The 17,510-nt window shown below is 55.5% G+C and carries 17 protein-coding genes; 12 read left to right on the top strand and 5 right to left on the bottom strand.

The features are described 5' to 3' along the window. Positions 1-69: 69 nt before the first annotated feature. From J0A66_RS18540 to J0A66_RS18515, 6 genes are all read left to right on the top strand, one after another. Positions 70-744 (top strand): response regulator transcription factor, encoded by a 675-nt coding sequence (locus tag J0A66_RS18540; RefSeq protein ID WP_206575347.1) that lies wholly within the window; start codon positions 70-72, stop codon positions 742-744. Positions 745-832: 88 nt separating this feature from the next. Continuing rightward, complete coding sequence (gene add, locus J0A66_RS18535) at positions 833-1,840, top strand: adenosine deaminase (RefSeq protein ID WP_206575388.1); 1,008 nt, start codon at positions 833-835, stop codon at positions 1,838-1,840. A gap of 139 nt (positions 1,841-1,979) precedes the next feature. Beyond that, positions 1,980-2,471 carry a MarR family winged helix-turn-helix transcriptional regulator gene (locus tag J0A66_RS18530; RefSeq protein ID WP_206575346.1) on the top strand — a complete coding sequence of 164 codons (492 nt, stop codon included), beginning with the start codon at positions 1,980-1,982 and terminating at the stop codon, positions 2,469-2,471. After that, positions 2,458-2,946: a GNAT family N-acetyltransferase gene (locus tag J0A66_RS18525; RefSeq protein ID WP_241264298.1), complete on the top strand. Its 489-nt coding sequence runs from the start codon at positions 2,458-2,460 to the stop codon at positions 2,944-2,946. The genes J0A66_RS18530 and J0A66_RS18525 overlap by 14 nt, the downstream gene beginning before the upstream one ends. Before the next feature lie 164 nt (positions 2,947-3,110). Then, positions 3,111-3,938 carry an alpha/beta hydrolase gene (locus tag J0A66_RS18520; protein WP_206575345.1) on the top strand — a complete coding sequence of 276 codons (828 nt, stop codon included), beginning with the start codon at positions 3,111-3,113 and terminating at the stop codon, positions 3,936-3,938. A gap of 31 nt (positions 3,939-3,969) precedes the next feature. Beyond that, a complete protein-coding gene (locus J0A66_RS18515; protein ID WP_206575344.1) occupies positions 3,970-4,176 on the top strand; it encodes a DUF3185 family protein in 207 nt (68 codons plus the stop codon). A 275-nt stretch (positions 4,177-4,451) separates the two neighbouring features. On the opposite strand, the gene J0A66_RS18510 is transcribed toward J0A66_RS18515, so the two are convergent. After that, positions 4,452-5,660: an MFS transporter gene (locus tag J0A66_RS18510; protein ID WP_206575343.1), complete on the bottom strand. Its 1,209-nt coding sequence runs from the start codon at positions 5,658-5,660 to the stop codon at positions 4,452-4,454. A 100-nt stretch (positions 5,661-5,760) separates the two neighbouring features. Here J0A66_RS18510 and J0A66_RS18505 point away from each other — a divergent pair, with 100 nt between their 5' ends. Further along, on the top strand, positions 5,761-6,261 hold the full coding sequence (locus J0A66_RS18505) for a MarR family winged helix-turn-helix transcriptional regulator (protein ID WP_206575342.1): 501 nt from the start codon (positions 5,761-5,763) through the stop codon (positions 6,259-6,261). Here J0A66_RS18505 and J0A66_RS18500 read toward each other — a convergent pair. After that, complete coding sequence (locus tag J0A66_RS18500) at positions 6,241-6,621, bottom strand: hypothetical protein (RefSeq protein WP_206575341.1); 381 nt, start codon at positions 6,619-6,621, stop codon at positions 6,241-6,243. The two genes, J0A66_RS18505 and J0A66_RS18500, sit on opposite strands and share 21 nt — an antisense overlap. A gap of 142 nt (positions 6,622-6,763) precedes the next feature. Between J0A66_RS18500 and J0A66_RS18495 the strand changes: the two genes are divergently transcribed. Further along, complete coding sequence (locus J0A66_RS18495; RefSeq protein WP_206575340.1) at positions 6,764-7,321, top strand: DUF2058 domain-containing protein; 558 nt, start codon at positions 6,764-6,766, stop codon at positions 7,319-7,321. 126 nt (positions 7,322-7,447) lie between these two features. On the opposite strand, the gene sppA is transcribed toward J0A66_RS18495, so the two are convergent. Then, positions 7,448-9,307 (bottom strand): signal peptide peptidase SppA, encoded by a 1,860-nt coding sequence (sppA, locus tag J0A66_RS18490; RefSeq protein WP_206575339.1) that lies wholly within the window; start codon positions 9,305-9,307, stop codon positions 7,448-7,450. 255 nt (positions 9,308-9,562) lie between these two features. Between sppA and J0A66_RS18485 the strand changes: the two genes are divergently transcribed. Next, entirely contained in the window at positions 9,563-11,590 is a 2,028-nt protein-coding gene (locus tag J0A66_RS18485; RefSeq protein ID WP_206575338.1) for an NADPH-dependent 2,4-dienoyl-CoA reductase, read from the top strand. Here the strand turns inward: J0A66_RS18485 and J0A66_RS18480 are convergent. After that, a complete protein-coding gene (locus tag J0A66_RS18480) occupies positions 11,583-11,759 on the bottom strand; it encodes a hypothetical protein (protein WP_241264297.1) in 177 nt (58 codons plus the stop codon). The genes J0A66_RS18485 and J0A66_RS18480 overlap by 8 nt on opposite strands. A gap of 116 nt (positions 11,760-11,875) precedes the next feature. Between J0A66_RS18480 and J0A66_RS18475 the strand changes: the two genes are divergently transcribed. Together J0A66_RS18475 and J0A66_RS18470 are read left to right on the top strand one after the other, a co-directional pair. After that, positions 11,876-12,427, top strand: a complete 552-nt coding sequence (locus J0A66_RS18475; protein WP_206575336.1) for an NAD(P)H nitroreductase — start codon at positions 11,876-11,878, stop codon at positions 12,425-12,427. 405 nt (positions 12,428-12,832) lie between these two features. Next, positions 12,833-15,268, top strand: coding sequence for a S8 family serine peptidase (locus tag J0A66_RS18470; RefSeq protein WP_206575335.1), 2,436 nt, complete (start codon positions 12,833-12,835; stop codon positions 15,266-15,268). A 103-nt stretch (positions 15,269-15,371) separates the two neighbouring features. Here J0A66_RS18470 and asnS read toward each other — a convergent pair whose 3' ends face one another. Next, positions 15,372-16,769, bottom strand: a complete 1,398-nt coding sequence (gene asnS / locus J0A66_RS18465) for an asparagine--tRNA ligase (RefSeq protein WP_206575334.1) — start codon at positions 16,767-16,769, stop codon at positions 15,372-15,374. A gap of 197 nt (positions 16,770-16,966) precedes the next feature. Here asnS and J0A66_RS18460 point away from each other — a divergent pair, with 197 nt between their 5' ends. Next, entirely contained in the window at positions 16,967-17,353 is a 387-nt protein-coding gene (locus J0A66_RS18460) for a hypothetical protein (RefSeq protein WP_206575333.1), read from the top strand. The last annotated feature ends 157 nt before the right edge of the window (positions 17,354-17,510 follow it).

Here is a 17,510-nt window from a genome sequence, read left to right as displayed (position 1 = left end):
TAATTCGGGGTACTGGTGTCCGACAGCAAAATGTCGGACACTGAGTGACTTGTTACCATTGGAGTTGACATGGCCAAGTTTCTGATTGCGGATGATCATCCCCTGTTCAGGGAAGCTCTGGCTGGTGCGCTTAAGCAGCGCTTTGCAGAACTGGAACTGGTACAGTCCGATTCCCTGGACAGCACCCTGGCCGCCCTGGACAAACATGAAGATCTGGATCTGGTGTTACTGGATTTGCATATGCCCGGCTCCGGCGACCTGTATGGTCTTATCCGCGTGCGCGAGGATTTCCCCACCGTGCCCGTGGCGGTTATCTCCGGCAGTGAGAGTGTTGAAATTGTATCCAGGGTAATGGGGTTCGGTGCCCTGGGATTTATCCCCAAGTCTTCATCCTCCGACCAGATAGCCGATGCCATCAGTAGCATTTTGGAAGGGGACAATTGGGTGCCCGCTGCACTCAGGGACAAGTTGCACGCCATCAGTGACGAAGATCGCAACCTGGCGCAGAAAGTTGCCACCCTGACCCCTCAGCAATACAAAGTGCTTTACCTTATCCACCATGGCCTGCTGAACAAGCAGATTGCCTATGAGCTGGGCATCACCGAAGCCACGGTTAAGGCTCATGTGACGGCTATTTTCCGCAAGCTGGATGTATATAGCCGGATTCAGGCCGTGCTGCTGGCCGAGAAACTGCAACTGGAGCCACCGGCACCTGCCTCGCCCCCGTCTGAAGGACACCGCTAAGCGATTTTATCCTCGGGTTTTGATCCCAACTTGGTATACTGGCCCTCGGAGACCTTTCTTCGTCGTAGTCAATACAAGGATAATAATGATGATTAATCCCGACGTTCCCCTGGTAGACCTGCATCGGCATCTGGACGGTAATATCCGCCCGCGGACCATCTGGGAACTGTCCCAGCAACATGGTATACGACTGCCCGCCAACAGTTACGAAGAACTGTTGCCCCTGGCCCAGGTACAGGAACAGACCAGTGATCTGCTGGCTTTTTTGCAGAAGCTGGATTACGGGGTGGCGGTGCTCGCCGACGTCAACGCCTGTTACAGGGTGGCGATGGAAAATATGGAAGACGCCCATGACTCGGGTCTGGACTATGTGGAGCTGCGCTTTTCCCCTTATTACATGGCAAGGGCGTTTAATCTGGACATGGTGCAGGTGGTGGAGGCAGTGATTGAAGGGGTCAGGTCAGGGAGTGAGAAATTCGGCATTCAGGCCAATCTGATCGGCATTCTAAGCCGTACCTTTGGGGCGTATACCTGTCGTCAGGAATTGGACGCCCTGCTGGCCTGTAAGGAGCATATCACCGCCCTGGATTTGGCCGGCGATGAACTGGGATATCCCGCCGAGCTTTTTCTGGAGCATTTCCGGCTGGCCCGTGATGCCGGTTGGAATATAACCGTGCATGCAGGTGAAGCCGACGGGCCCCAAAGCATCTGGAATGCCATTGAAAAGCTTGGCGCCACGCGAATCGGCCACGGTGTCGCGGCCACCCGGGACGATCGGTTGATGGAATATATGGCCAAACATCGTATCGCTGTTGAGTCCTGTCCCACCTCTAACTATCAGACCGCCACGGTCAAGGCCATTAAGGACTCACCCATGCCGTTGTTCCTGGAGCGGGGCCTGTGTGTCACGCTCAATACGGATGATCCTGCCGTTTCTAATATTAACCTGGAAAACGAATACAGGGTCGCCAAAGAGATTATCGGCCTGAACGACGCCCAGCTCGAGCAGGTTCAGCGCAATGGCGTTGAAGCGGCATTTATCAGTGATGCAGAGCGCAAAGCGCTGTATGCGCGAAAGACCATACCCATTACCTGATCCACTCCTGTGTTGCCCGGCCCTGTGTCGGGCAATTTGTCCTCCGGATAAAAGATTGCAGCTGAGCCTTATCTGGCGTGCTTGACAAGTTTTTAGATTTATATATAAATGCTTATATAAGTGTTTAAATAAGTGCGCTATGACAGAAGATTTTCTCGACGAACTGGCGGAACTGGCCCTAGGCAGCCGGTTGAAAAGGCTGGCTGAACGTATGCTGGCCGATGCCTCGGCCATTTATGCAGCCTACGGGGCAGATCTGCAACCGCGCTGGTTTACCCTGTTGGCATTGCTTTATCACAAGGGTGAAGTCAGTGTGGTGGAAGCAGCCGAATACCTGGGCCTGTCCCAGCCAGCCATCAGTCAGTTCTGCACCCAGCTCAGCGCCAGGAAACTGGTCAGACAGACCCCCTGCAAAAAGGATTCCCGCCGCCGCCTGATCACCCTGACCCAACAGGGGCGCAGCCAGGTGGAGGCTATCCAGCCCATGTGGCAGGCTGTGCGCGAGGCCGCCAGGGAGCTGTGTGAGCAAGGGGGAAACGATTTTTACCAGTCATTGCGACAATGTGAACAGGCCTTTGGGCAGAAATCTTTGTATCAACGAACCATGGAGCGTAAAGATGATCCACAATGAACTGACTTTCCATGCCTTTACTGATGAACTGGCCCCATACTTTCTGTCCATCAACCAACAGTGGATTGAGTCCATGTTTGCCATGGAGCCCTCCGATATCGCCATGCTTAATGATCCGCGGCGCATTGTGATCGAACCGGGAGGCCGGATCTATTTTGCCAGACATGCAGAGCTTGGAGTGGTGGGTACCTGTGCCTTAATGAACAAAGGATCCGGTGTATTCGAACTGACCAAAATGGGCGTGCTCGAATCGGCCAGGGGCCTGAAGGTCGGCGAGAAACTGCTGCAATACTGCCTGGAGCAGGCCAGGCAGATGGCCATTGATTGCCTGTTCCTGCTGACCAATAAGCAATGTGCCGCGGCCATTCACCTGTATGAGAAAAACGGTTTCATTCACTGCGACGACATCATGGCACGTTTCGGTCAGGCCTATGCACGCTGTGATGTAGCGATGCGTTATCGGCCGGGTGACTGAAGCTTATTGAGGTGCCAGGGAGCCTGTGCAGCGGTTCACGAAGGATAGCAAAGTCCATATCCTGTCAAAAAATCCGATAGGCGGGTGTCTTCAACTGGCTAATAGCGTCCCGATATGCGAATCTTAGTGCTTGAATATTAGAAGAAAAAGTTCAGAGGAACAGCATGCTGCGACGCTCAGGCTGGATTATCTGCCTGCTTTGGCTGACCACCACCCCGGTGGCGGCCCAGCAACTGCATCTGGCCAACACCGAGGTGCGGGCACTGACGGACGGGTCAGGTTTGCACAGCGTGACCGTTCAACTCCCGGCCAGTTACTATCAGTCGTCTCATTTTGGCCATCGTTACCCGGTTTTTTATCTGCCCGGAGGCGCGGAAGATCTGCTGCTGGTTTCTGCAGCGACCCATCTTGCCATGCAAACCGGCAAGCTGCCGCAAGCCATTCTGGTGAGCTTTTCACTGGCCAGCAACGACAACCAGCCCAACGAGGACAGGCAGAGCCATGTCCTGCGCCATGACCAACTGCTGGCATTGCTTGAGCGTCGTGTGATCCCCTTTATTGAGCGCTCCTATCGTGCCGATCCGGTCAGGCGCACCTTTATAGGACGCGGTAAAACCGCCCATCTGGGCGCGTATACGCTGCTCAGAACACCCGGACTGTTTCAGGCTTATCTGCTGGCCAGTCCTGATCTTTGGTATCAGGACGGCTTCCTTCTGGACAGGGTCCGGGGCTGGTCCGAACAGCAAAGCGATCTCAATGCCCGGGTCTTCATCGGGGTCGGCAGTCTTGAGAGCCCCCTGTACCAGTCAGATGAGCACGACAGGGTGGGGGATGCCATCGCGTTTCGTACTCAACTGGCTGCCTGGCGCTATCCGGGGTTTGATGTGAAACTCTCATTGTTTGACGACACTATTCATGAGGCAGCCTGGCCTGTCAGTGTGATTCAAGGGCTGTTATGGCTGTTCGGCGCTGAGTCGCAGGACAATCAGTAAACCATTTATCTGACACCATAAGGAAAATCCAATGGCAAGTACAACCACTAAAGCAGTCAGTCTGGTACTGATCGTTGTCGGGGCGGGGCTGCTCTTCTGGGGCTATGATATGTCCGAGTCGGCCGGCGCCCAGTTGACGGAAGCGGTCACCGGCTCACATTCGGATGAGGTGATGATGCGCCTGATAGGCGGAGCGGCCAGTCTGGTGGTCGGTCTGTTTTTATTCTTCAAACGCTAGGGCGTGTTTATCTTTCATATTGTTCTCTGTTGAGAGCTAAAAATCCCTCAATCAAGGCGCGAGTAACGCCGTTTAGTCATCTAAACAAGTTGGGAGCAACGCAGAGTGAGGGATTTTTAGCCTCAACCCTTCGGGCTGGGTTCATTTTTCCGTCCAGCGGCGTTATCAGTCGCTTATTTAGGCCCACTAAACCGCACTCCTTCTTCCTTGCTGGGCAAAAAAATGACCTCCAGCAGAGCGTCAATATGAAAGATAAACACGCCCTAGGTCTCCCTCTAAGCCGGCTCAGATTGAAGCGTAAAAGCGCTGCGGTAACTGGCGGGAGTGAGGCTCATACAGAGTGTGAGCAACACACAGGCTCCGCCCGCCAGCAACCCCCAGGCCAGACTGAAACTCTGCAGGCTGTCACGAATTAGGCCGGCTCCCCAGGGCGCCAGGCTGGCAATCAGGTAACCCATACCCTGCACGAAAGCCGCCAGCTCGCCGGCTTGTACGGCATCTTCCTGATGATCCATGGTCACAATCATCACCATGGGAAACATGCCGCCGACGCCCAGGCCCAGCAGGGTCGCCCAGAACCAAATGCTGAGCTGCGGAAACAAAATCAGGCCGGCGAAACCCGCCAGTTGCAACAGACACAGGCTGAACAGCACGGGACGCCTGTCCCGGACTCTGGCTGCCCAGGCCGGAAAGAGTAAACCCGCCGTCACTTCCATCAGGGTCAGAAAGCCCAGTAACAGCCCGGCCTGCTGGGCATTCAAACCCTGCTCCATGGCGAACGGCGCCAACCAGGCCAGTACACAGACAAAGGCTGCGGTACTCAGACCAAACAACAGGGCTAACTGCCAGGCCCGGCGATTCCCCCAGAACGACTGACGGACGGTCGGGCTGGCAGCAGGGCGGGCGGGGAAATGCCAGCGCGACAGGAATAACTGCCAGCAAAGCAAAGCCGTCAATGCCAGCCAGACCCAGTGGCCCATTCCTCCACGCCACTCGAAGAAACCGGCCAGCCAGGGCGACAAGGCCGAACCCATACTGGCGCCGGCCATGATAGCCGTAATGTACAAGCCCATGGCCTGGTCTACCCGTCCTGGAAAATTGGCTTTTATCAGGGCCGGCAACAAGCACTGAATCAAAGCGATACCCAGACCCGCCAGCAACGCCGTCAGGATTAACATGCCGGTAGAGTCCAGCCTGAACCTGAACAGCAGTGCCAGCGTCAGGATGCCGATGGACAAGCTGATGGTGCGACCCATGCCAATTCTGCCTGCCAGGGCAAAGCCGAAGAAACAGGCAATGCCCATGATCATGACCGGCAGGCTGGTAAGAAGGGAAGCGCCGGCGTAACTCAGGGGCAGTTCTTCTTGCATGGCAGCCAGCAGCGGACCGACAGAGGCCAGCGCCGGCCGCAGGTTCAGGGCGATAAGCAGGGTGATGAGCAACAGAAACAGCGGCATGGCCGCTTTGGATGGCGAATCAGGCATATCTCTCTAAGTGAAGTATCTTTATATGAAGATAAATGCAGTTTACCCGGACAGGCAGCGAGGGTAAAGTATCTTTATATGAAGATACCTGGGCAGAACCATGAAGACTGCATATGAGGACGGTCTGGACGAATTTGCCGTCCAATGGCAACAGCAGGGCATTGATCGCGATCTGATGCCCATGAAGCTGGTGGGCAGGATTTTACGGCTGATGAAGATCATCGAAGGAGAAATTTCCCGCTGCCACGAAAGTTTTGGCCTCAAGCAGGGGGAGTTTGACGTGCTGGCCACCTTGCGTCGCAGTGGTGAACCTTTCAGTCTGACCCCCTCACAACTTTATCAGTCCATGTTGCTCAGTTCCGGTGCCATGACCAACAGGTTGGACAGGCTTGAACAAAAAGGCCTCATAGCCCGTCAGCACAGTGAAGAAGACAGGCGCAGCGTGCTGGTCAGTCTGACGTCCACAGGCAAGGCGCTGATCGAGGACGCTCTGCCCAGACACTTTGACACCATGCAGAGGCTGGTGTCAGGGGTGATGGCAGAAGATCGGGAACAGCTGGCCGCTTTGCTCAGGCATTGGTTACACGACCTCGACAAGTAGCAAGCCCATCAGAATCAGCCCGTAAGGAAACAGCACAGTCGGGCGAAAGGCACTTTTCCCATACTGGATAATCAGCCCCAGGGAAGACGGCCGCTGAGTCTGCCAGTACTGATAGTAGCCGGGCAACTGAGGGTTGGATTCCAGCGCCAGCAGATAATCGGCGAGTCTGGCCTGAAAGGTTTTCCAGATAGCCTCCTGGCCCCACAACAACAACTGGATAAGTATCAGCCAACAGGGGGACAGATTCAGCACAAGGCCCGCGAACAGCGTGGCCAGGGCCGTCAGTTTAACCCCCTGTGCAACCAATTCATATTGTTCGTGATTCTTATGCAGGGTGGTCCAACGGTCATCACAGTGCATTAGCGCCTGTCCTTAATCTGGGTTTTATGTGATTGTGCCTGTTTGCCGCAGCGGAGGGAAGATGCAGCCCTGATCAGGGGAGGGACACCAGCCCCAAGCCGTTGTAAACTAGCCCCATCAGGAATCAGAAACCGGAGAGCAGATGGCACTTTCCCTGCAGGAACAATTAATGAAAGCTGGCCTGGCGGACAAACAAAAAGTTCAGAAGGTCAAAACCGAGAAGCGCAAACAAGCCAAGCAGCAGAAGAAGCACAAGCTGCAACCCGCTGATGAAGCCAGGTTGGCGGCGGAACAGGCGCTGGAGGCAAAAAAGGCCAAAGACAGGGAACTGAATGAACAGGCCAGACTGGAAGCCGAGAAAAAAGCCGTCGGCGCACAGATCAAGCAGTTGATCGAGACCAATCGCCAGCCCAAAAACACCGGTGATATCGCCTGTCACTTCACTGACGGCAATAAGGTCAAGCAACTGTATGTAAACGCCCTGACCCAGAAACGTATCAGCCAGGGCAAGCTGGCCATCGTAAAACTGGCAGAGAGCTACGAAATCGTGCCCATGCCGGTAGCAGACAAGATTGCCGAACGCGACGAACAGGTGGTGCTGTATCGGGCAGACAAGCTGGAATCCTCTGCCAATGATAAGTCCGGCGAAGAAGACGACTGGTACGCCGAGTACGATATTCCCGACGATCTGATGTGGTAATCCCGCCCTCCCTGGATAGCAGCCAGCCGGGCAGCGTTTTTCAGGGGCAGGGTAAGCGACTCAGCCAAAGCATTACCTTACAAGAAAATGCCGGCTTAACGCCGGCATTCTGCTATGGATCATTGGTTATATCTGACAGGGCAGGCAATAGGCATACGCGCCTTTGGGATCATTTAGGCGGGCCACTGCTTCAAACTCCATGACCAGTTGCTTGACCAGGTTGATTAACTGACTGTCGCTTTGTTGCTTCAATGCACCACCGAACCAGCCGGAGGCATTGCCGAAAAATTCATTCCAGAACTTTTCCTTGGCGCTGAGATCCCGCTCCACGTACTTGGTGTCATACTGGGTCAGTGAAGCCAGTTGGGCAGCCGACTGAATGGCGTCGTCTATATAGCCAAGCTTGTCCACCAGCCCCAGCTCTTCGGCCTGCCGTCCAATCCAGACGCGGCCCTGGGCAATATCATCCACCCGGCTCTTGTCCATATCGCGCTCGTTGGCGACCAGGGTAATAAACTGGTTGTAGCCATGCTCGATATTACGCTGGATGACTTCGCCCACCTTGGGATCCAGCGCCCGGGCGGGACTGATACCGGCAAACTCAGTGGTACCCAATCCGTCGGCATGGATGCCCAGATAATCCAGGGTGTTCTCGTAGGTCATAAACATACCGAAAATACCGATGGAGCCAGTGATGGTGCTGGGGGCCGCCCAGATCTCATCTGCACCGGCTGAAATCCAGTAGCCGCCTGACGCTGCATAGGTGCTCATGGAAACCACCACCGGCTTACCGGCGGCCTTGAGGTTCTCCACTTCCTGACGAATGATTTCTGAGGCAAAAGCGCTGCCCCCGGGTGAGTCCACCTGCAACACCACCGCCTTGATGCTGTTATCCAGTCTGGCCTTGCGAAGTAATTGCGCCGTGCTGTCGCCGCCTATGGTGCCGGCCTTTTGCGTACCATTAAGAATGGTGCCCCTGGCAACCACCACGCCCACCCGGTCGGTTTCCTCTTCTGCAGACAGGAAGGGCAGGGTAATAACCTGCAGGTACTGCTCAAACCCTATATGGCGATAGCCGCGGGGATTCTTGTCTTCCCCCACCAGGCCGGCCATCTCAACGCGCACGTCTTCGCGGGTTCGCAACGCATCGACCCACTGGTTTTCCAACGCGTAGCGGCCAAAATCGCCCTCAGCCCGTTCAAATTTGTCCAGGAACCGGGTGAGCTTTTCATCAAAATTGCTGATATCCATATTCCGGGCCCGGGCCACGTCCTCTTTATACTGACTCCACAGGGACTCCAGCCAGGCACGGTTGGCATCTTTGGCCGCTTCAGACATGTCGTCACGAATAAAGGGCTCTACCGCAGATTTAAAGGTACCCACCCGGAACACATGGGTCGTGGCCATCAGCTTCTCCAGTGCCGACTTGAAGTACAACCGGTAGCGGCCATAGCCGTCCAGAATCATCCAGCCCATGGGATTGAGATAAACATGATCGGCGCGGCTGGCCAGGTAATACTGGTCCTGGGTAAAATAATCGCCTATGGCGTAGACAGGTTTGCCGCTCTCTTTGAAGCTGTCCAGAGCCATGCCTATCTGCTGCAGTTTGTCCAGGCCGCCCCCTTCCAGGCCGTGCAGATCCAGGACCAGCGTCTTGATGCGGCGATCCTGCTTGGCATTATCGATGGCAAAGATCACATCCCGCAGCAACACTTCCGGGTTGTCTTCCTGTTCCTCCAAGGCTTCCTGCATGAATTTCTCGAATGGATCCACTGCGGTCTTTTCGATTACCAGTTTGCCTTTCAAATCCAGCACCAGTGCCGAATCAGCGGGCACAATGACCTTGTTTTCATCGGAAAACACGGCCACCAGAATGGCGCCGACGATCAACAAAAATATCAGGTTAAAGATAAGGTTGCGGGTGAAATTGAGTACCGACCAGATACCGCCGAAGAAGGTTTTGGTCAGGCTTTGTCCTGTGGCCATAGATTGTCTTGATTACCTCTGAGTATGTGTATCCTATCCAAACTGGGCTGGATACCAAAACGGCAAATGTAATTTTTTATGAATAAAGTGGGGTTTTGGTTCAAAGCTCAGGGTAACTTCCTTGTATTCTACCGTTTTTCGCTGCTGTTTTGTTGGATCACCCGCAGCGGCGAACATATGTGCGCCCAATGAAGGGTGAAATTCTGGTTAAAATCAGGTTAAACTGCCCGACAGGTTAGACCAGTTGAGATTCCTATGAGCACACATCCCCTATATCCGCACCTGTTGGCCCCCCTTGATCTGGGCTTCACCCAGTTGAAAAACCGGGTGTTAATGGGATCCATGCACCTGGGACTGGAAGAAGAAAAAGGCGGTCATGAAAAACTGGCGGCCTTTTATGCCGAGCGGGCAGCAGGAGGGGTAGGGCTTATCGTCACCGGCGGGGTCAGTCCTAACCGTCAGGGTTGGGTATTTCCCTTTGCGTCCCGCATGACCCGCAAGTCACACGCTAAGGCCCATCGTGTTATCACCGAAGCGGTGCACCAACAGGGCGGCAAAATATGCATGCAAATCCTGCACACGGGTCGCTACGGTTACCATCCCATCAATGTGGCGCCTTCGGCTATTCAGGCGCCGATTAACCCCTTTAAACCCAGGGAATTGTCAGCCAGGGGCATCAGGAGCACCATCAGGGATTACGCCAACTGTGCGGCCATGGCCAGGCTGGCTGGTTATGACGGGGTCGAGATCATGGGCTCGGAAGGCTACCTGATTAATCAGTTTCTTTGTCCGCGCACCAATCAGCGTACAGACGAGTGGGGCGGCAGCGCCGAAAACCGCGCCCGCTTCGCCCTCGAAATTGTGCGGGCCGTACGGGAAAAGGTCGGCGACGACTTTATTGTTATCTTCCGCCTTTCCATGCTGGATCTGGTGGAAGGGGGCAGCGAATGGCCGGAAGTAGTGCAACTGGCCAAACATCTGGAGCGGGCGGGGGTGACCCTGATAAATACAGGTATCGGCTGGCACGAGGCGAGGGTACCAACCATCAGCACTATGGTGCCAAGGGCGGCATTTACCTGGATCACCCAGAGGATGAAACAGGAAGTGAGCATACCGCTGATCACCACCAACAGAATTAATACCCCTGAGGTGGCTGAACGGGTGCTGGCAGAAGGTCATGCGGACATGGTGTCCATGGCCAGGCCTTTTCTGGCTGATGCGGAATTTGTCATCAAGGCCGAGCAGCAACGCTCAGAGGAGATCAACACCTGTATCGCCTGCAACCAGGCCTGCCTGGATCATGTTTTTAAGAAACAACGGGCCAGTTGCCTGGTTAATCCCAGGGCCGGCTATGAGACGGAACTTAATTTCACCCTGACCAACCATAAGAAAAAACTGGCGGTAGTGGGCGCCGGGCCGGCCGGGATGGCGTTTTCCTGTTATGCGGCTGAGCGAGGCCATGAGGTCCATCTGTATGACAAGGCTGCGGAACTGGGCGGCCAGTTCAACTACGCCAAACAGATCCCGGGTAAGGAAGAATTTCATGAAACCCTGCGTTACTTCGATGTGAGGATGAAGAAACTTGGCGTCTCGGTGCATCTGGACTGCCCGCAGACGGTTGAAAGCCTTAAACAGGGCGGATTTGATCAGGTGGTGCTTGCCACCGGCATCGTGCCCCGGCAACTGGCCATTGAGGGGGTGGAGCATCCTAAGGTGATGAGTTATCTGGACGTATTACGCGATCATAAGCCGGTGGGCAGAAAGGTGGCGATTATCGGCGCCGGGGGCATAGGATTTGACGTGGCTGAATACTTGCTGGAAGAAGAGTCCCTGGCGCTGCAACCGGACAACTGGCTCAGATACTGGGGCATTGACAAGCAATATCGCCAGCGGGGCGCCCTGGCCGAGCGGGAGGAGGAGACACCTGTCCGCGAGGTCTATCTGCTGCAGCGTAAAAGCACTAAGGTCGGCAAAGGGTTAGGCGCCACCACAGGTTGGATCCACAGGGCATCACTGAAAAGCAAACAGGTCAAAATGATCCCCGGGGTCAGTTACGAGCGTATCGACGATCAGGGTCTGCATGTGCTGATAGACGGACAGAAGCAGTGCCTGGAGGTGGATAATGTGATTATTTGCGCCGGACAGGAGCCCCAGCGAGAGCTCTACCAGAGACTGCAGGACAGCGGCATGCCTGTGCATCTGATCGGCGGGGCCGATGTGGCGGCGGAACTGGACGCCAAGCGGGCCATTCGTCAGGGGGCGGAACTGGCTGCGGCTATTTGACCCGGCCACGGACTAAGGGTTTGTGTTGGCGCCTCTCATCGGCTTCCAGCCAGGTCTGAATCAGCAACGCAATGCGCTTGCAGTCGTCTTCGGCAAAGCTGCGCAGCAACCTCCCGGTGCCGGGCCTGGCCCCGACCTTGGGTTGTTGTCGCTGAAACAACTTGTTCATGGCCCCTTGGGGGCGGGGTTTGTCTGAGCTCATGAGAAATATTTTTACGGCGGCTGGACTTGTAAATTATCGCATCATTTTCTAACGTAGCGCCAGGATTCATCTATAAGTCAGCCATGCAAGCACTGGAACTGTTACTCAACCGCACCTCTCAGCCCCGCCTCCAGGAGCCGGCGCCATCCGGACAGGCATTGAAAAACATCATGCAGGCTGCATTGCGCGCCCCTGACCATGCGGGACTGACGCCCTGGCGATTTATCGTCTGTCAGGCCAAAGGATTGGTGAGGCTGGGCGAGATATTTGAGCAGGCTGCCATCAATTCCGATATGTCGGAAAAGGACGTGGAAAGGGCGCCCCAGTTACCCTTGCGCGCGCCCATGGTGATTGTGGCCATTGCCAAGTATCAGGATAACCCCAAGGTGCCCTGGGTGGAGCAGGTGGCCTCTACCGCCTGTGCCGTGCATGCCATGCAAATGGCAGCCCTTAGCCAGGGATTCAGCGGGATTTGGCGGACCGGCAGCTATGCCCAGAACGAGCAGGTCAAACAGGCCCTGTCATTAAAAGAGCAGGACGAGATTGTGGGCTTCCTGTATCTGGGCAGCCCGGCGACACGCTCCCTGCCAAGACCCGCCAGAGACAGCGACGATTACTTCGAGTTCTGGGAGTAACGAGAGCCATCCGGCAGGGGGGCTCCCCCATATACAGCTATCCCTCCTTGATTCATTTCGTATTTAGTTCGACGTTCACTCTATCCATGAATATTTTATTCAGCCAATAAGCATATCTGTGCATAAGGTTTGGTTTGAATAACATATAACCAAATCGAATTTGTGACCGGCTAGCGTTCGACTGGCCGATCACGACATTTTCATACCGCCTGCCATTATTCGATACTTTTTTGCCATAGAACTTTAGTGTTACAAAAAGATTAAAGTTACATCCTGTTACAGATTGTTACATCTTTGCCGGCCGGATGCATTTGCAGTCAAGGCCGGACAGAGGGGACGGGGTGGCTTTGCAGTACAACAAGTGGAAATTAAAAAAGTAGTTAAATACAGGAAAAAGGAAGCAAGATGAAACTCAAGTCATCAAGTACCCTGATCGGCGCCTTGTCGCTGGTTGCTCTGGCCGTGGGCTCTGCCTCGGCTACCGAACTCAAACCCCAATCCGGTCAGAATAATGCAACCGGAGAGTTGTCTTTCGCCGATTGGTTAGCCCAGCAGCGGGCCAAACGGGAAGATGTCACCGACAGAATGATTCTGACCTTTGAAGACGCTGCCATGGTGCAGGCCTTCAAGGCTGACAAAGGCGTGGCGGCCGGCGCATCAGTGTCCGCAGCCAAACGCAATCAGGCTGACGCTCTGATGAGCAGCATGCGCAGGCTTAGCGGTGATAAGGTCAGTTTTGTCAAAGAGTTGGGTAACGGCAAAGCCGTGTTTGCTCTCTCTCAGGCCAGAAGCGTTAAGCAGATGAAAGCACTGGCTCAGCAACTGAGTCAGAATGCCAATGTGGTCAGTGCCGAGCCGGATCCCCGCCGTTATCCCCTGGCCGAGAACCAGCCCTGGGGCATCAGTGCGGTGCAGGCGGATCAGCTCTCCGATGCCAGCGCGTCCAATATGACCGTCTGTGTGATTGATTCGGGTTACGATATCAATCATCCAGACCTAAGTGGCAACCAGCATGACGGCACCAACGACTCAGGTACCGGCAACTGGTATGTGCCTGGCGGATCGCACGGCACCCATGTGGCAGGCACCATCGCCGCCATCAACAACAGCGAAGGGGTAGTAGGGGTCTTACCCAACCAGAACGTCAACCTGCATATCGTCAAGGTATTCAACGAACAGGGCTGGGCCTACAGCAGCGACCTGGTGGATGCGGTGAATACCTGCGCCAGTAACGGCGCCAAAGTGGTGAACATGTCACTGGGCGGCGCCAGTTCCTCTACCTCTGAAAGCAATGGTATGCAAAACGCCTACGACAATGGGGTATTGCTGATAGCGGCGGCTGGTAATGACGGTAATTCCACCCATTCCTATCCGGCTTCCTACAATGCCGTGGTCTCGGTGGCTGCAGTGGATGAATCCGGCAAGCACGCAGAGTTCTCCCAGTACACCAACCAGGTGGAGCTTTCCGGACCCGGTGAAGCGATCCTCTCTTCGGTGGGCCTGGGTGATGGCCGCCAGGGTTATCTGAGCTGGGGCAGCAACAGCGCAGGCGATGACAGAGTACTGCCTCACTCGCGCTATGTATCCAGCGGCGGCAGTTATGTGATCACCAATATCAACGCCTCGGTGTCCGGCCAACTGGCAGCCTGTTCCACCAGTGGCACCAGCTTCTCCTGTGGCAATATGAGCGGCAAGGTCTGTGTGATTGAACGGGCCGAGAACCAGTCCGGCAGTAACTACCCGGAGATCAATCCGGTACTGGCCTGTGCCAATGCCGGCGCAGCAGGGGTAGTGGTTTATGGTGATACGGAGCGTCCCGGACTGCAAAACCCTTATCTGGTGGATGGCAACAGTGAGGTCACAGTGCCGACGGTGTCCGTCAGCCGCACTCTGGGACAACAACTGGTGGCAGCCTCCGGTACCGGTGCAACACTGCAGACCGTGGGCAATACGGATTATGCTTACTACAACGGGACGTCCATGGCCTCTCCCCATGTGGCGGGCGTGGCTGCTCTGGCGTGGAGCAATAATCCTACCTGTACCGCCAGTGAAGTGCGCAGCGCCCTGACCGGTACCGCCCAGGACCTGGATGTATCCGGCCGTGACAACCGCACCGGTTACGGAATGGCTCAGGCCAAGGCCGCCTCTGACTATCTGAGCAATAACTGTGGCGGCTCTGGTGGCGGCGGTTCCGGCTCCTCAGAGCTGGAAAACGGCGTGGCCAAGACCAACCTGTCGGCTTCACAGGGCCAGTCACTGGACTTTACGCTGACGGTACCCTCCGGCGCCACTGATCTGAGCTTCGCCATGAGCGGCGGTAGCGGTGACGCGGATCTGTATGTCTCCTTTGGCGCTTCGCCCAGCACCTCCAGTTACGACTGCCGTTCCTGGAATTCGGGCAACCAGGAAAGCTGCAGCTTCAGTGCGCCCCAGGCCGGCACTTACTATGTCAAAGTACAAGCCTATTCCGCTTTCTCAGGTGCCAGCCTGACGGCCAGCTTTACCGAGCCAAGCAGCGGCGGTGGCGGCGGTGCTGAGGGCGGTTCGGCCAGCGCCAGTGATATCTCTGCCAGCCGCAACCAGTGGGCGCGCTATACGCTGGAGGTACCGGCGGGTATGGCCTATCTGGAAGTGACTACAACAGGCGGCAGCGGCGATGCGGATCTGTACCTGCGTTTTAACGCCGATCCTACCACCAGCACCTATGCGTGCCGCTCCTGGGAGTCGGGTAACAGCGAAGTCTGTCGTATCGACAATCCCAGCGCCGGCACCTGGCACCTGGGCCTGCATGCTTACCGTGCTTTCTCAGGCGTCAGCCTGAATGCCCAGTGGCAGCCCTGATACTGACTAAAAGTGATTAGAAGCAAAAAGCCGGTGTATAACACCGGCTTTTTATTGTTTGGGATAAAGTTACTGAATACGGCCTAACCAGCCCGTTTAACCATCAGTAAGCGGCGTTACCCGGGGTACGGGGGAAGGGGATCACATCCCTGACGTTCTGCATGCCGGTCACATAGGCGACCAGGCGTTCAAAACCCAGGCCGAAGCCGGAGTGGGGCACTGTACCGTAGCGGCGTAAATCCCGGTACCAACTGTAGTCTTCCTTGTTCAGGCCCATCTCCTCCAGGCGACTATCGAATACATCCAGGCGTTCCTCACGCTGGGAACCACCGATGATTTCGCCGATACCCGGCGCCAGGATATCCATGGCGGCCACTGTTTTGCCATCGTCATTGATGCGCATATAGAAGGCTTTGATGTCCTTGGGGTAGTTCTGCATGATGATAGGCGCGCCCACATGCTCCTCGGCCAGATAACGTTCATGCTCTGAGCTCAAATCCACCCCCCATTCCACCGGAAACTCGAACTGCTTGCCGGACTTTTTCAGGATCTCGATGGCATCGGTGTAGTCCATCCGCACAAAGTCCTGTTCGATCACTTTTTCCAAACGGCTGATGGCATCCTTGTTAATGCGCTCGGCAAAGAAGGCCATATCGTCGGGGCGCTCTGCCAGCACAGCCTTGAACACATACTTGAGCATGTCTTCGGCCAGTTGCGCTACATCGCTTAAGTCGGCAAAGGCCACTTCCGGCTCTATCATCCAGAACTCGGCCAGGTGGCGGCTGGTGTTGGAATTTTCAGCCCGGAAGGTGGGGCCGAAGGTGTAGACTTTGGACAGGGCACAGGCGTAAGTTTCCACGTTAAGCTGGCCGGACACGGTCAGAAAGGCTTCCTTACCGAAGAAATCCTGGCTGTAATCCACTCTGCCCTCGTCGTCCCGGGGTACATTGAGCATATCCAGGGTGGAGACACGGAACATCTCGCCGGCGCCTTCACAGTCGCTGGCGGTGACGATGGGGGTGCTGATCCAGAAGTAGCCTTGTTCGTGGAAGAAGCGATGGATGGCATGGGACAGACAGTTGCGGATCCGGGCTACTGCACCGATCACGTTGGTACGGGGGCGCAGGTGGGCATGCTCGCGCAAAAATTCGATGCTGTGGCGTTTGGCTGCCATTGGGTAAGTGTCAGGATTTTCCACCCAGCCCAGTACATCGATTCCGTCGGCCTCTATTTCCAGTGCCTGGCCCTGGCCTTCGGAGGCCTTGACCGTACCGGTTACGGCAATGGAACAACCTGTGGTCAACTTCTGCACATCCGCGTAATTATTCAGATTACTCAGGGCAATGACCTGCACCGGATCGAAACAACTGCCGTCATGCAAGGCGATAAAGGACAGGCCGGCCTTGGAGTCACGACGGGTCCGGACCCATCCTTTTACCACCACTCTGTCACCGACAGAGTGTTTGCCCTTGAGAATCTCTACCACTGGGGTGTGCGCCATCTAATCTCTCCATGCGATCCCGCTTTGTAGGGGATCCAACTATTTTGCTCTACAGTATCTATCAGGCAAGGTGAAAACCTGCCGGAGGAAAGCACCCAAGGTGCCAATAATATGCGGCCGGGAAACCCTTTCAGGGTCCTTGTTCGCAAGGTGTGTAATCTTACTTGGCTGACAGCCAGACTCAAGCAAAATCCGCTATGAAACAAGACACTGAGCAATGGAATGGGAAGGAACGGCGAGGGCTTAGTCCCACCCAGGAGCGGTTATATCGTCTGTTGGTGATATTCAATATCCTCGCCTGGCTGCTTTTTGTGGTGGCCATGCTGGTGTTTCACTATGCCAGACCGGAGCTGGAAACCGGTTTTATGCAGGTGCTGGGAGTGGAAAGCCGTGAACAATGGGCGATGCCGCTGACCGGTTATCTGCTGATTCTGCTGCTTTTCTGCTTCTGTCTGAGTCTGGCCGCCCTGTTCCTCCGACAAAAACGGGCCAGGCGGATCCAGGACGGCCCCTGGCTGAACCTGATGATCCTGACCTGCCTGTCGGCCGGCAGCCTGTTCTGGTTGCTGGGGGTCGTCAGTTAGCTGTTCGGTTGAGACAGATTCAGCACTGGAACACAGTGTCATTCCATCGGACCTGCCCTCAGGAAGATTGCTTTACCCCGAGAAGGTGTTTGAACGGCATTGAGCCTGTTTAGGCTTTCTCTGCTCTTTGTCGCCTCTGTACCTCTGGGGTTCCTGT

It is taken from the genome of Bowmanella dokdonensis (assembly GCF_017254865.1).
In the GTDB taxonomy this organism is placed as follows: domain Bacteria; phylum Pseudomonadota; class Gammaproteobacteria; order Enterobacterales; family Alteromonadaceae; genus Bowmanella; species Bowmanella dokdonensis.
Note: the sequence above shows the minus strand (reverse complement) of the source record. Positions and strands in the feature narration are given on the sequence as shown.

Bases quoted from the DNA above. Each gene is read 5' to 3' on its own strand.
- J0A66_RS18495 (WP_206575340.1), top strand. From the start codon at position 6,764: ATGGCACTTTCCCTGCAGGAACAATTAATGAAAGCTGGCCTGGCGGAC.
- asnS (WP_206575334.1), bottom strand. From the start codon at position 16,769: ATGGCGCACACCCCAGTGGTAGAGATTCTCAAGGGCAAACACTCTGTC.
- J0A66_RS18520 (WP_206575345.1), top strand. From the start codon at position 3,111: ATGCTGCGACGCTCAGGCTGGATTATCTGCCTGCTTTGGCTGACCACC.
- J0A66_RS18485 (WP_206575338.1), top strand. From the start codon at position 9,563: ATGAGCACACATCCCCTATATCCGCACCTGTTGGCCCCCCTTGATCTG.
- J0A66_RS18515 (WP_206575344.1), top strand. From the start codon at position 3,970: ATGGCAAGTACAACCACTAAAGCAGTCAGTCTGGTACTGATCGTTGTC.
- J0A66_RS18500 (WP_206575341.1), bottom strand. From the start codon at position 6,621: ATGCACTGTGATGACCGTTGGACCACCCTGCATAAGAATCACGAACAA.
- J0A66_RS18460 (WP_206575333.1), top strand. From the start codon at position 16,967: ATGAAACAAGACACTGAGCAATGGAATGGGAAGGAACGGCGAGGGCTT.
- J0A66_RS18505 (WP_206575342.1), top strand. From the start codon at position 5,761: ATGAAGACTGCATATGAGGACGGTCTGGACGAATTTGCCGTCCAATGG.
- J0A66_RS18530 (WP_206575346.1), top strand. From the start codon at position 1,980: ATGACAGAAGATTTTCTCGACGAACTGGCGGAACTGGCCCTAGGCAGC.
- J0A66_RS18540 (WP_206575347.1), top strand. From the start codon at position 70: ATGGCCAAGTTTCTGATTGCGGATGATCATCCCCTGTTCAGGGAAGCT.
- J0A66_RS18480 (WP_241264297.1), bottom strand. From the start codon at position 11,759: ATGAACAAGTTGTTTCAGCGACAACAACCCAAGGTCGGGGCCAGGCCC.
- sppA (WP_206575339.1), bottom strand. From the start codon at position 9,307: ATGGCCACAGGACAAAGCCTGACCAAAACCTTCTTCGGCGGTATCTGG.
- J0A66_RS18525 (WP_241264298.1), top strand. From the start codon at position 2,458: ATGATCCACAATGAACTGACTTTCCATGCCTTTACTGATGAACTGGCC.
- J0A66_RS18470 (WP_206575335.1), top strand. From the start codon at position 12,833: ATGAAACTCAAGTCATCAAGTACCCTGATCGGCGCCTTGTCGCTGGTT.
- add (WP_206575388.1), top strand. From the start codon at position 833: ATGATTAATCCCGACGTTCCCCTGGTAGACCTGCATCGGCATCTGGAC.
- J0A66_RS18475 (WP_206575336.1), top strand. From the start codon at position 11,876: ATGCAAGCACTGGAACTGTTACTCAACCGCACCTCTCAGCCCCGCCTC.
- J0A66_RS18510 (WP_206575343.1), bottom strand. From the start codon at position 5,660: ATGCCTGATTCGCCATCCAAAGCGGCCATGCCGCTGTTTCTGTTGCTC.